This window comes from Chloroflexota bacterium (assembly GCA_015478725.1).
Lineage (GTDB): Bacteria > Chloroflexota > Limnocylindria > Limnocylindrales > CSP1-4 > C-114.
Genome location: JADMIG010000004.1, coordinates 142,047 through 155,483, shown reverse-complemented (window position 1 = coordinate 155,483; position 13,437 = coordinate 142,047). Strand labels below are relative to the sequence as shown.

General features: G+C 68.2%; 12 protein-coding genes. 4 read left to right on the top strand and 8 right to left on the bottom strand.

Going from position 1 to position 13,437, the window contains the following annotated elements; translation table 11 throughout:
- Nucleotides 1–324: 324 nt before the first annotated feature.
- Nucleotides 325–726, bottom strand: a complete 402-nt coding sequence (locus IVW53_05515; GenBank protein MBF6605025.1) for a VanZ family protein — start codon at nucleotides 724–726, stop codon at nucleotides 325–327.
- A 768-nt stretch (nucleotides 727–1,494) separates the two neighbouring features.
- Here IVW53_05515 and IVW53_05510 point away from each other — a divergent pair.
- From IVW53_05510 to IVW53_05495, 4 genes are all read left to right on the top strand, one after another.
- Nucleotides 1,495–2,352 carry a hypothetical protein gene (locus tag IVW53_05510; GenBank protein MBF6605024.1) on the top strand — a complete coding sequence of 286 codons (858 nt, stop codon included), beginning with the start codon at nucleotides 1,495–1,497 and terminating at the stop codon, nucleotides 2,350–2,352.
- Nucleotides 2,353–2,561: 209 nt separating this feature from the next.
- A complete protein-coding gene (locus tag IVW53_05505) occupies nucleotides 2,562–3,488 on the top strand; it encodes a sugar phosphate isomerase/epimerase (GenBank protein ID MBF6605023.1) in 927 nt (308 codons plus the stop codon).
- 139 nt (nucleotides 3,489–3,627) lie between these two features.
- Nucleotides 3,628–4,779, top strand: a complete 1,152-nt coding sequence (locus tag IVW53_05500; protein MBF6605022.1) for a Gfo/Idh/MocA family oxidoreductase — start codon at nucleotides 3,628–3,630, stop codon at nucleotides 4,777–4,779.
- A gap of 13 nt (nucleotides 4,780–4,792) precedes the next feature.
- On the top strand, nucleotides 4,793–6,199 hold the full coding sequence (locus IVW53_05495) for an aspartate aminotransferase family protein (protein MBF6605021.1): 1,407 nt from the start codon (nucleotides 4,793–4,795) through the stop codon (nucleotides 6,197–6,199).
- A gap of 15 nt (nucleotides 6,200–6,214) precedes the next feature.
- Here the strand turns inward: IVW53_05495 and IVW53_05490 are convergent, their stop codons facing one another.
- The 7 genes from IVW53_05490 to IVW53_05460 form a co-directional block, all read right to left on the bottom strand.
- A complete protein-coding gene (locus tag IVW53_05490; protein MBF6605020.1) occupies nucleotides 6,215–7,144 on the bottom strand; it encodes a TIM barrel protein in 930 nt (309 codons plus the stop codon).
- Nucleotides 7,145–7,199: 55 nt separating this feature from the next.
- On the bottom strand, nucleotides 7,200–8,201 hold the full coding sequence (locus tag IVW53_05485) for an alcohol dehydrogenase catalytic domain-containing protein (GenBank protein MBF6605019.1): 1,002 nt from the start codon (nucleotides 8,199–8,201) through the stop codon (nucleotides 7,200–7,202).
- Nucleotides 8,202–8,255: 54 nt separating this feature from the next.
- The gene (locus tag IVW53_05480; GenBank protein MBF6605018.1) at nucleotides 8,256–9,209 is read right to left on the bottom strand and encodes an LLM class flavin-dependent oxidoreductase; all 954 of its coding nucleotides are present in this window, start codon (nucleotides 9,207–9,209) and stop codon (nucleotides 8,256–8,258) included.
- Nucleotides 9,210–9,267: 58 nt separating this feature from the next.
- Nucleotides 9,268–10,086: an ABC transporter permease gene (locus tag IVW53_05475; GenBank protein ID MBF6605017.1), complete on the bottom strand. Its 819-nt coding sequence runs from the start codon at nucleotides 10,084–10,086 to the stop codon at nucleotides 9,268–9,270.
- 22 nt (nucleotides 10,087–10,108) lie between these two features.
- Nucleotides 10,109–11,026: an ABC transporter permease gene (locus IVW53_05470; GenBank protein ID MBF6605016.1), complete on the bottom strand. Its 918-nt coding sequence runs from the start codon at nucleotides 11,024–11,026 to the stop codon at nucleotides 10,109–10,111.
- 27 nt (nucleotides 11,027–11,053) lie between these two features.
- Entirely contained in the window at nucleotides 11,054–12,238 is a 1,185-nt protein-coding gene (locus IVW53_05465; GenBank protein ID MBF6605015.1) for an ABC transporter substrate-binding protein, read from the bottom strand.
- A gap of 65 nt (nucleotides 12,239–12,303) precedes the next feature.
- A complete protein-coding gene (locus IVW53_05460; GenBank protein ID MBF6605014.1) occupies nucleotides 12,304–13,389 on the bottom strand; it encodes an ABC transporter ATP-binding protein in 1,086 nt (361 codons plus the stop codon).
- Between the last annotated feature and the right edge of the window lie 48 nt (nucleotides 13,390–13,437).

The window sequence follows — 13,437 nt, the reverse complement described above, 5'->3', positions numbered from 1 at the left end:
GCGCTCTTCGTCGGCGGCCTCATCCACTGGTAGCCCGCGACCGCCTGCGGCCGCCTGCGGCCGCCTGCGGCCGCCTGCGGCCGCCTGCGGCTGCCTCAGGCTACGTCCGACCCCAATGTGGCTACATTCCCGTCCTGCGAGCGCAAAGTCCGGTGGTCGGCGTTCACGGAGCGGAGTCGCGGTCCGCGGATGCGGTCGCGGGGCGGATCCACGCACGAACGGAGTCGCGCCGAGGTGCTGCCGGCCGATCATGGTGGCTCCGAGACCCAGCTGGACCGTCCGTGCGTTCATGGCACGAGAATCTGGCCACTTGCGAGAGCGCTTTCAGCCCCGACCCGACCGGATGAGCCCGACGGCCACGAGGGCGAGCAGCGCGCCGGTGGCGTCGATCGCGACGTCGGTGGCGGATGGATGGCGACCGGCCACGAACCCCTGGTGCAACTCGTCGCTGGCGGCGCAGAGGACCGTGAGCGCGAACGCCCAGGCCCATGGCCGGCGCCAGGCGGTCGTCCCCGCCAGGGCCCGCCAGGCGAGCAGGGCGAGGATCCCGAACACCCCCATGTGGCCGAGTTTGCGCACGACGAAGTCGAGCCCCGGGTCCGACGCGAAGCGCAGGTCCGGCTGTGCCGAGAGGACGAAGATCAGCCCCGCCCAGCCGAGGACCGGAGCCCAGCCGGAGAGGAGCGGCCGGAGACCGGGAACGGCGCGCGGAGGGTTCTCGTCCATCGCCGGCAGGATAGCGGCGGCAGCCGGATGTGGGTGACCGTGCGCTTGGGCATGGCGTCCGACGTTCCGTGGTCCTCGTGATCCACGACCGACCTGATCCACGCGACGGCCCTGATCCGGGGACAGGACACCGCGGATGAGGTGGTCTCCGTAGCGCTTATGCCACGGTGACCGCAGCAAGAATGCTACGCGCGGCCAACCTGTCCCGCGATGCGCATAGCCATGTTGCGTAGAAGGCGCCAAGTGGAGCCGACACTCGGATTTGAACCGAGGACCTGCTGTTTACGAAATCCGAGGTCCGCTCTGGACGGCCGGATTCTGCAGCGTTTTCAACGCCCTCCAGCACCACGGCGGTCGGGGTCTGGCCGGACGGCGTGTCGAGGTGGAGCTCCGCCTCGACGGTCGCCTGTTCCTCGCGGCGTTCTTTCGGACCGCTCCGGTACCGGAGCACGGCGCAGAGCTTCCGGCTGCCTTCGCCATGTTGGTTGAGTGCGTAACTACATCTCAGAGGATCGACGGTCTTCTGGCGAGCCCTGACGGCACCAATGCGGCCGTCGTCGGGTCCCAGTGGCACCCTGGGCCGCTACCGCCCCGCACCCGGATGGTCCTATACGGTCGCTCATGCCGATCCACGAGCAAGGTTCGACGAGATGTCTCGGCCGCGCCGACGATGACTCGCAGCCTTCAACGTAAGATTGCGAGATGTCGCACGACTCGTCAGGGTTTGAGGCGAGGCGGCCTGGCCCTGAAGCGGAGGCCGAGCGGAGGATGGCGCCATCGAGCGCGACGGGCGACAACGGGACGGGGATCGTCGGTCACGTCGGCATTGAGCAGCCGCTCGAGCGCCTCCGGACCGGTGGCAGGGGCAGACCCGTCGGGGTGGCGCTCGCAATCGCGGCCGCGCTGGCGGCGCTCATCTGGCAGCCGTGGGGGAGGGGCTACACCCCGATCGTGCTCTCACCCACGGCGCGGACGACGGCCGCCCCCGTCGCCGAGGGAGCTACCCCGGTATCTGCGACGCGGACTCCGGATCCGACCCCGAGCCCGTCGCCATCCTTGTCCTCCGGCGCACCGGGGTCTGCAGCGTACGTCTCGCTTGTCGACAACGAATGGACCGTCGTTGCCTTGCTCGCTCCGGATGCCCTGGTCTCCACCGAAGAGCCGTCGATCCAGCACGGTACCGGCGCGACCTGGTCACCTGGTGGCCCGCTCCTCGTGCTCCAGCAGGGGTTGAACTACACGGTCCGACCCCTTGAGAGGCTCGGTGAGCCAGGTGGGGTATGTCATGCGCTGGGCGTGCCGCGCTATCGCGCCGCGGTCCAGCTCCCTGCCGGCCGGGTGGCGTACCTCGGCGTGACGTTCCCTGGGATGAACCCCCGGGCGCACGTGATCGCAGCCGTCCTCGACCAAGCCGGACTTGCCTTGAGTCGGGTGCCGTCCCTCGCCGTCCTGCTGAGCGGCATGACCCAGGGCCGGCGCTACACGGTGCCCAGCGCGGGATCCGGCGGGACGGTCCTCTTCGCGATGGCTCCGCCGGGCATCCTGCCGTCGGCCACGTATCGGTTCGACATCGAGACGCCGGGCATCGTCGGTCACCGCTACCTCTACGCGTGTATCGGACCCTGAGACGCGGGAACCTGACGACCGCTGTCGATACCATGGGTGGGCCTCAGTCCCGTGACGACAGGCTGCAACCCGCCCGACAGGGGACCGTCCATGGACGTCATGACACTCAGTCCGCTCGCCCGGACGGTCGTCGTACCACGAGCTGCTCCACCAGGTGAGCGACGTGGTTCTGCCCAACCCCGATATCCGGTCGTGAGCGCGGCGTGACCATGGATCTGTGCCTGTACACCGATTCGGTACCGGACCTCTCGTTCGCGGCGGCCCTCGACCTCGCCGCCGCGATCGGCTGCCGCTCGATCGAGATCGCTGGCGGCGGGCAGTCGTCGGCGCCCCACCTGCGCCTCGGCGAGCTGCTCGGCGATCGGCGCAAGCGCATCGCCTTCGCCGACGCGTTCGCGACGCGGGGGCTCCGCATCGCGGCGCTCAACTGTTCGGCCTGGCCGCTCCATCCTGTCCACGGGCACGCACAGGAGGCGATCGTCCGCGACACGATCCGGCTGGCCGGCGAACTCGGGGTCGAGACGGTGGTCTCGATGTCCGGCACACCCGGGGACGGCCCCGGCGCTTCGACGGTGGACTGGGTCTTCTATCCATGGCCCGCCGACGCGATGGCCCTTCTGGCACGCCAGTGGGAGGTCGCCATCCCGTTCTGGCAGGAGATGGCCGCCCACGCCACGGCCAACGGCGTGCGGCAGATCGCCTTCGAGCTCCATCCGCTCCATCTCGTCTTCAACGTACCCACGCTCCTGCGTATGCGCGCTGCGGTCGGGCCGGTGGTCGGCGCGAACCTGGATCCGTCGCACCTGTTCTGGCAGCAGATGGACCCGTTGGCGGTGATCGCGGCGCTCGGGCCGGCGATCCAGCACGTGCACCTCAAGGACACCGGGCTGCAGGCCGATCGCGTGGTGCTCGCCGGTGTCCTCGACACGACGCCCTTCGACGATGCGCGCGACCGGGCGTGGGTCTTCCGGACTGTGGGCCGCGTCCACGACCGCGCCTGGTGGGTGTCCTTCATCGCCGCCCTGCGGTCGGTCGGGTACGACGGCCCGCTCTCGATCGAGAACGAGGATCCGTACCAGCCCGCCGTCGAGGGCGTGAAGGAAGCCGCCGCGTTCATCCTGCCGCTTATCGGCTGACGCGCTCTCTCCGGACTCGCCGGGAAAGGCCCGTGCAATCGTTCCAACACGGTGATAGGCTCGGTGCCCGCCGCTGGGCGGAGCCGCGAATGGAGCCGTGATGTCCGAGCTACGGATAGGGATGGTCGGCGCGGGCACGATGGCGCGCGCACACAGTGCGGCCCTGGTGAATCTTCCCCACCTCTACCCGGGGCTCGCCCTTCGCCCGCGCCTCGTCGCCGTGGCCGACATCAATCGGACACTCGCGACCGGGATCGCCGACCACTACGACTACGAACGGGTCGCGCAGGACTGGCGGGCCGCCGCCGCCGCTGCGGACGTCGATCTCGTGGTCGCCTGCCTGCCCCCGGCTCTCAACCGGGAGGTCGTCCTGGCTGCGGCGGCAGCGGGCAAGCATGTGGTCTGCGAGAAGCCGCTCGGCGAATCGGCGGAAGATGCCGCCACGATGCTCCGCGCGTGTCAGGCCGCGGGCGTGTTCCACGGTCTCGCCGCCGGGTACCGTTGGTCGCCCGCCGTGCGAGCGATTGCCAGGCTCATCCACGACGGTGAGTTGGGCGCGATCCGCAGCATCCGGGCCTCGTTCATGCTCGACTATGGTGCCGACCCGGACGTCCCGCTCCTGTGGCGGTTCCGGAGGGCCCTCGCCGGTGGCGGGATCGCCATCGACACGGGCTATCACCTGGTCGATTGCGCCCGCTTTTTGGTCGGCGAGATCGAGTCAGTCCAGGCGTTGGCAGCGACGTTCATCCCGGTGCGCGCCCTGCCCGGAGCCGATGCCGTGGGCAACCGCGGCGGCGAATCTGCAGGCGCGTCGAGGCGCGAGACCGGTCCTGTCGACGTCGAGGATGCGGCCGCCGCGCTCGTCACCTTCGAGGGCGGGGCGTACGGGGTGCTGGAGACGAGCCGCGTCGCGATCGGCAAGCGTGTGTCGTTGCAGATCGAGATCTACGGGTCGCGTGGGTCGGCCGATTGGGACCTGGAGCGACCCGACGAATTCCGAGTGTGCCTGCCCGGCGACCCATTCACGTTCGGGTTCCGGCGGGTGCTCGTGAACCCGGGCCACCCGGGCGCCGCAGAGCTGCTCATCGCGGGGACCGACGGCACGTCGATCGGCTGGCTCGGCCAGGAGTGTGCGATGTGGGCCGAGTTCCTGAGCGCCATCGCGGAAGGACGGCCTGGAACCGCCGATTTCAGGGATGGCGTCCGGGATAGCGCCGTTATCGATGCGTTGTACGCCTCGGCTGCGAGCGGAGCCCGGACACCGGTTGTCCTGCCGGCCGGCATCGGATAGCGAGAAGGGAGAGATGGTGACGACCGCGGACCTGAAGCGGAGCGGGAAATCTGCCGTACCGGGCGCTGACGCCGGGTGGCCGGTTCCGACGACGGAGTCGCAGAAGCTGTTCGCACGAGCAAACGCCGTGTCGCCGGGCGGGGTCCAGGGCGAGGGGCGGGGTGCGACCCCATACCCGTTGTTTATGGTCCGGGCGCAGGGTTCGCGGATCTGGGATGTCGACGGCAACGAATATGTCGACTTCCACTCGTCGTTCGGGGCGGTCCTGCTGGGCCATAACGACGCGCGGATCAACGCAGCCGTCCACCGGGCCATGGAGGAGCACGGCGTGTCGTTCTCGACCGCCAACCCGCTCGAGGTGGAGCTGGCCGAGCGGCTCGTCCAGATGATCCCGTCCGCTGAGCGCGTCGTGTTCAACTGCACCGGCACCGAGGCGACGTATCACGCGATCCGCCTCGCGCGCGGCTTCACGGGCCGCGAGCGGATCCTCAAGTTCGAGGGTAATTACCACGGCTGGCACGACTACGTCGCGTGGAGCCACCATTTCGCGACCGCCGAGGGCGGTGGCGTGCCGACGCCCCTCGCCGCGTCCGCCGGGATCCCGGCAGCGGTTCGCGACCTCGTCGAGGTCCGGGAATACAACGACGCGACCGGCGTTCGGGAGTTGCTCGCCCGGGAGGGCGACACGATCGCCGCGGTCATCGTCGAACCCGTGTTCCACAACGCCGGCGCCGTCCTGCCCGAACCCGGCTTCCTCGAAGCCTTGCGCGAGGCATGCACGGCGTCCGGCACGCTCCTCATCTTCGACGAGGTGATCACGGGCTTCCGCCACGGCGTCGGCGGCGCCCAGGCTCGATACGGGGTGACGCCGGACCTCACGACGATGGGCAAGGCGCTGGGCAACGGCTTCCCGATCTCCGTCCTCGCCGGCCGGGCGGAGGTGATGGACCACCTCAGCCCGAAGGGTGACGTGCTCTTCGCCGGCACGTTCGCCGGCCAGACACTCAACTGCGCCGTCGCGCTCGAAGTCACCCGCATCGTGCTCGAAGGATCGATCCACGACCACCTGCGCCGGCTTGGCGATCGCCTCACCTCGGGCATCCAGGTGGCCATCGATGAGACCGGCGCCCGGGCGCAAGTCCGCGAGATCGCGGGTGTCTGGACGATTTATTTCACGGACCAGCCGATCCTCCGCTTCCGGGATTTCGCCCGCTTCGCGATGGACAAGGACCATCCGGTCCAGCGTGGCTATCGCAACTGGCTGCTGCAGCGGGGGATCTACATCCACCCGCACTACATGATCCGGGGTTTCCTCACGGGCGCCCACACCGAAGAGGACGTGGACCGCGTGGTCGAGGCCACGGCGTCGTATCTCCGGGAGTATCGCGACCTGCTGTCACAGCCCCCTGCCAGCCGCTGAACGCCGTCCCCGGGATCAGATCCCGAGGCGGCGCAGGTACTCGCGATTGGCCCGCTGGACCGCAACGACCGACTCGGGCGTGTCGGATGACCGGAGAGCCTGGTCCTGCTCGATCACGAGCCAGCCCGTGTAGCCATATGACTGGAGGGCTGCGATGACCGCATCGATCCGCGAGTCGCCCAGGCCCAGCTGGCAGAAGACGCCCCGGCCGAGGGCCTCCTCGAGACCCTTGCCCTCCGCCTTGACGCCATCCATCACCGCGATCCGGCAGTCCTTGATGTGGACGTGCCGGATCAGCTCGTGGTAGTCGTGGACTGCCTGGGTGGGATCGGCGCCGCCGAACCGGAAGTGGCCGGTGTCCAGGCACAGCCCGACCAGCGACGGATCGATGCGGTCCATCACCCGGGCGATCTCGTCCACCGTCTCGATATACGTTCCGGCGTGAGGATGGAGCACCGGCTCGAACCCTTCCGCGCGGCACATCTCCGAGGCGCGGTGGAGGTTGTCGATGAGCGTCTGGAACCGCGCCTCCGAGAGCCACGTTTCGGGGTGGTCCTGGATGCGGCCCGAGAATGCCCGTCGGTCGGGTTCGTCGAAGTGATCGGACAGGACCGCAAACGGGTGAGACCCGGCCGGTGAACCGTCCACCAGCAGCCGGAGGGCGCCCCGCAGCCGGGTGCGATCCTCCTCGGCCTTCTCGGCCCGGCTGAAATGCTGGGGCAGGAACGCGCCGACGAGCTCCAGGTTGCGACTCGTCAGGCGCTGTTGGACCTGGGCGGCATCGCCCATGAAGCCGGGCGATCCCAGCTCGGTACCCTCGAACCCGATGTCGACCATCCAGTCGAGCATGTCGTCCGGGGCGGGCATCCAGGCGTCGCCGACAAGAATCTCGTCGACGCCAAAGGAGACGGGGGCGCTGGCGACGCGAAAGGGGCTGCTGGGCATCAGATTCCTCCGGGAATGGGCGATCGGGCCCGGCCGGTCGCGACTGGCGAATCCCTCAGGGCTTGATCACGATTTTCACGGCCTCGCCCGAGCGGATCCGGGCGATCCCGGCCACCGTCTCGTCGAGCGGGATCGTCGCGCTGATCATGGGCGCCAGGTTGAGCTGGCCACTCTCCACCAGCCGGATCGCGGCCGGGAACGTGAAGTTGGAGATGTACGAACCCAGGATGGACAGGCCCTTCTCGACGATCTCCACCTGGTGGACCGCGGGGCGGGCGTTCCCGTTCATCCCGAAGATCACGACCCGCGCACCCACCGCGGCCGCCTCGATCGCCTGCGGCAGCACGCTGCCGACGGCGTCCACGACCACGTCGGCGCCGCCCGGCATGAGCTCCAGGCGCTGGGCCGCCCACTCGTCCGGGGTCACCACCACGTCTGCTCCCACGGCGCGCGCGACCGGCGCCCGATGGACGCTGGGCTCGACCGCCACGATCCGGCTCGCGCCCGACGCGCGCAGGACGGCGATGAACAGGCAGCCGATGGCACCGGCCCCGAACACGACGACCGTCTCGCCCGGCCGGAGGGCCGCGCGGATTGTTCCGTTCACGACGCAGGCGAGCGGCTCAACGAGGGCGGCCAGCTCGGTCCGAACGTCCGCCGAGATCGGATACACGGTGTTGGCCGGCGTGGTGACGTACCTCGCCAGGGCCCCGTCGCGATGGACCCCGAGGGCGACGATGTTCATGCAGTTCGCCGGTCGCCCGGAACGGCAGGGCAGGCACTCCCCGCACTTGGGATCAGGATCCACGACGACACGTGCGCCGATCGCCGGATCGCCGACGGCCGAGCCTGCCGCCCGGATCCAGCCCACGAACTCGTGGCCGATGATCACCGGTGGGGTGGACGGATGGCCGGGTGGGACATTGATGATCTGCACGTCGGACCCGCAGACGCCGCAGGCCTCGACCTCGATCAGGACCTCATCCGGCCCGGGCAGCGGATCGGGAACGTCACGGATGACGAGCCGGCCCTGACCTTCGAAGACCGCAGCGCGCATCAGGTTGAACCTCCCATCAGATTGAACCTCCACTGGGTCGGGTGGCGGGGCCGATCACGCCAGACGTTCCCGGACGGGCCCGGCCAGGCGTTCGATCGTCTCGTCGTCGAGCGGCGTGGGCAGATCGACGATCGCCTCCTCGGCCCCGGCGGCGTGCCAGGCTCGAAGGAGTCGGATCACGCTGTCCTGGGTGTCCGCCAGCGGCGAGCGCCCCGCCCACGCCCTGGCCCGATCGGCGCTGCCGCCCTGCCTGGCGAGGATCGCGGTCAACGCCTCGACGGCAGCCGCCCGCGTCTCCCGGATGCAGATCGGCTGAATCCCAACCGTCCGCCGGATCGTGCCTGGATCGCGGCCGATCTCGGTGCAATGCTGGTCCAGTACCGCGCTCTTGTGGGCGTAGGTCGCCGGATCGCCCTCGCCGTTCCAGATGTCCGCGTCGCGGGCCACGATTCGGAGGGTTCGCTTCTCGCCGCTGCCCCCGATCAGGAGGGGCATCCGAGCCTGGACCGGGGGCGGGTCGTTGCGCAAGTCGTGGCCGCTCACCCAGCGGCCGTCGTACGTGACGGATTCGCCGTTGAGCATCCCGCGGGCTACCCTGCTCGCTTCGTCCAGCCGGCTGATTCGATCGCCCAGCGAAAGCATCTCGTAGCCGAACGCCCGATGTTCGGGCTCGTGCCAACCGGCTCCCAAGCCAAGCATTGCCCGGCCGTCGCTGGCGTGGTCGAGCGCCGTCGCCATCTTCACCGTGAGGCCCACGTTGCGGTAGCCCACGCCGCAGACCATCACGCCCAGAGGTACCCGCTTCGTCCGTGCCGCCCAGGCGCCAAGGGTCATCCAACCCTCGAACACCGGCCCCTGTGCGCCGAGGATCGGCCCGTCGGCGTCGCCGAGGATCGGCATCAGGTGATCGTTGGCGAAGAGGCTGGCGAACCCGAGCGTCTCAATCCGCTCGCCGGCCGCCATGAGGTCGTGCCACGAAGCGGCCTGTCCCCAGACCTGGAATCCCACCCTCAGTGAGGCATCCGGGCCCGAGCGTGCTCCGAGCAACCCGCTCAACGGCTGCCGCTCATTCGGCCGCCCGGCGCCGGAGCCGGCGGGTTCCGCTCAGCAGGAGCGAGCCGACGGCGAACGCCCCCAGCGTCGCGACCAGGATCACAGTCGCGACCGCGTTGACCTCCGGGGTGACCCCGAACTTGATCTGGGTGTAGATGTAGAGCGGCAGGGTCAACTGCGGCCCAATCGTGAAGAACGTGATCACGAACTCGTCGATCGAGAGAGTGACGCTGAGGAGGGCTCCGGCGATGATCGCCGGCGCGATCAGCGGCAGGACGATGAGCCGGAGGGTCTGCCGATTGTTCGCCCCGAGATCGGCCGCGGCCCACTCGAGTCGCCGATCGAATCCCTGCAGCCGGGCGGCCACGATGAGGACCACGAACGGCGTGGTGAAGACGAGATGGCCGGCGATCACGGTGTTCAGGCCGAGTTGGAGGTTCAACGCCTGCCGGAAGAAGATGAGCAGGCCAATCCCGATCAGCACGCCCGGGATCATGATCGGCATCGTGAACAGCAGGCGCGCGGTACCGGGGAAGCGGATCCCGCCACGCACCAACGGGAAGGCGGCCATCGTCCCGATGATCGTGGCCAGGAGAGTCACGATGGCCGCGACTTCGATGGAGTTGAGGACGGCCGTGTGAATCGCGCTGTCCTGGAGCATCTCCCCGTACCAGCGCAGGGTGAGGCCGGTGATCGGCAAGCCCGGCGTCTCCGCGCTTTCGAACGAGAACAGGATGAGGAACGCGATCGGCAAGTAGAGGAAGGCCAGGACGGCCCCGGCCAGGAGGGTCAGGCAGCCGCGGGTCTGACGGGCAACCGGGCTGACCGGCATCGTCTCGAGTGGGCTGATCCCCTTAGCCACGAGCCACGACATCCTCGACCCGCAGCGACTTCCGGAAGATGATCATCACCACGGTCACGAAGCCTGCGATGACGATCGCCAGGGCGGCTCCTTCCGGGAACTGGGCGCCTCGGAAGAAGTTCACCACCAGGTTCGCGATCAGGCTGCTCTGGGCGCCACCGATCAGCGTCGGGGTGAGGAACTCGCCGAGGATGGGGATGAAGACGAAGATGCAGGCGGTGATGATCCCCGGCCGGATCTGGGGCAACAGGATGTGCCGGAACGCCTGGTCCGGGCGGGCGCCTAGGTCCTGCGCCGCATGGAGCTGGGTGAAATCGAACTTCTCGAGTGCCGCGTACAGGGCGAGCACCGCGAACGGGAAGTAGACGTAGACCAGCACCAGGAAGACGCCCGGGTCGTTATAGACGAGGAGCTCCGAGGGCTGCTTGATCAGGCCGATGCCCATGAGCAGCTGGTTGAGCGCGCCGTGCTCGCCCAGGATGGCCTGCCAGGCGTACACCCGGAGCAGGTAGCTGGTCCAGAACGGCACGATCACCGCCAGAAGGATCGCCCGCTGCATGCGGCGACTGACATAGCGCACGAGGAAGTACGCGAACGGCAGGGCGATGGCCAGGCCGGCGGTGGTCACCATAGTGGCCATGATCAGGGTCTTGGCGAACGTCCGCAGGTAGGTGGGGACCTCGAAGAACCTAAGGTAGTTGTTCAGATTCCAGTCGGGGACCATGTTGAAGTCGGAGTCCGTGCGCCAGAAGCTGAACACGAACATGATGACCATCGGGGTCAGGAACAGGAAGACCAGCACGAACAGGCCCGGCAGGAACGGGGCAGCCCGTCCGAATCGCGCCCGTAAGCCACGGGAGGATCCCGCCAGCGGAGCCGGGCCGGCTCCGCTGCGGGTTTCTGCGGTCATGGTTGATGAGTTGTGCCAGTCCGACGACTAGGCGCCGAAGACCTCGTTGAAGGCGGCGATGACGCCCTGCGTGGAAGAACCCGGGCCCTTGAGGGTCATGGTGAGGACCGTTTCCGGCTTGTTGTAGAGGAAGCGATCCGCCAGAGCCTTCTGGCCCTGGTTGATCAGGATCTTGTAAGCGGCCTCGTTGAACAGCGGCCGCTGATTGATCATGAAGTTCGCGGCGATGTACTCGGCCTGCTCGGCTAGCTCCAGGAACGGCATGATGAGGTTCTGGTTCGCGCCGCCCTTGACGATCATCTCGGAGTCCATCCAGCCGATCGTCCCCTCCTTGGGCGTGAAGACATTCAGCTGCGGACCGCCCTGGTCCTTGACCCGAGTTTCCGTGCCGAGGTTGCCGGTGGCGATCCAGGCCTCTCCGTTCTTGAGCGCGGCGATCGTGTCGGTGTTCTGAGGGGCGAGGCGAAGGATGTTCGGCTTGAGCTGGATGAGCAGCGCCTTCGCCTGAGCGATCTCGGCGGGGGTCATGTTGTACGGGTCCTTGACCCCGGCCAACTTGCCCATGTAGGCCATGATCTCGACCGGCTGATCCTCGACGACCACGCGCTTCTTGTACTTCGGGTCGAGCAGGACATCCCACGAGTTGGGGGCCGGTGTTACGTGCGCCGGGTCGTAGTAGATCTGGACCGGCGACCACCCGAACGGGTAGCCGAGATAGCCTGCTGGCTTCGTCCAGATGGGGAATGACCGGGCGACCGAGTAGAGCTGCTTGGCGACCTTGAGCTGGTTGATGTCCCAGGCCTCGATGAGGCCCGATTCGAAGTAGTGGGGGACCCACAGCGCGTCGCCCGACACCATGTCGATCTGCCCACCCACCTGCTTGACCTTGGTGTAGGCATCGATGTTGTCGCTGAAGCTGGTGATGCTCGACTTGATCTTGTTGTTGGTGGCGAGGACGTCCATCTGGGCCTGATACCAGTGATCGCTCCAGGTCATCCAGTTGAACGTGCCGGTTGGCGCCACGCTGGGTGCCGCCGACACCGCCGCGACGCTCGGCGGCGCTGCGCTGGCCGGCGCGGCAGCGGTCGGCGCCGCCGTCGTGGCTGCCGTCGAACAGGCGGCCACAACGCCGCCGAGCCCCACGGCGACACCAGCTGCTGCGGTCGCCTTGAGGAACTGCCGTCGGCTGTATTCCCTCATCGGATCACTCATTCCACGCTCCTCTCGCTCGTGCTTCCCTTCGACCTGCTCAGTTCGACCTGCTCAGTCCGACCTGCTCAGTCGTGGATCAGTGCGGCGTCGCCGGCGGGCCACCATACGCACACCTCCTCCCCCAATTCCTCAACCAGGCGGGTTGACCTGAGACTCGTTCCGTGCGGGCGGACCGTCACGATGTCGCCGGCAGACGTACTGAGCGTGATCCGGGTGTGGTTGCCGAGGAAGGCCGTGTTGACGATCCGCCCGGTGATCCCGGGATCCGCGGCGGGTTCGCCCACCGGTCGCAGCGACGCGAACTCGGGACGGACCATCAGCGTTCCCGGCCCCTCGGCTGAACCGGTCGGTGCCGCGACTCGGCCGCCGCCCGTGAGCTGGAAGAAGGGTCGCCCGGACTCGGTCGTGACCGTTCCCGGAAGGAAATTCGTCTCGCCCACGAAATCCGCCACGAACCGGTCGGCGGGGTGGTCGTAGACCTCCCTCGGCGTGCCGATCTGGATCACTCGACCGCCCGACATGATCGCGATCCGGGTCGCCATCGAGAGGGCTTCTTCCTGATCGTGAGTCACGAAGACGAACGTGGTGCCGACCTGTCGGTGGATGCGCGAGAGCTCCGTCTGCATCTGCTTGCGGAGCTTGAGATCGAGCGCCCCGAGTGGCTCGTCGAGCAGGAGCACGGCCGGTCGCTTGGCGAGGGCACGGGCCAGGGCCACCCGCTGCTGCTGCCCGCCTGACAGCTCGGCTGGCAGCCGGCGAGTGAGGCCGGTGAGCCCGACGAGTTCGAGGTATTCGGCGGTCCGCCTGGTGACCTCGGCGCTCGACAGTTTCTCCATCCGCAGACCGAAGGCGACGTTCTGGGCAACGGTCATGTGGGGAAACAGGGCGTAGTTCTGGAAGACGGTATTGACGTTGCGCTTGTGGGGTGGCAAGTCGTTGACGGTGCGGCCCTCGATCCGGAGTTCGCCGGACGAGAGGGGAATGAACCCGCCGATGAGATTGAGGGTGGTGGTCTTGCCGCAGCCGGACGGCCCGAGCAGGCAGAAGAACTCGCCCTGCTGGATCTCGAGTGACACGCCCCTGAGGGCCACTGCGTCGCCGTAGCGTTTGGTCACGTCGCGCAGTTCGATCGCGGGAGTCGACTCAGCCATGTCCCAGTCCCCTGGCCCGAGTGGCCCGGGGCCCCGGTATGTCGATCG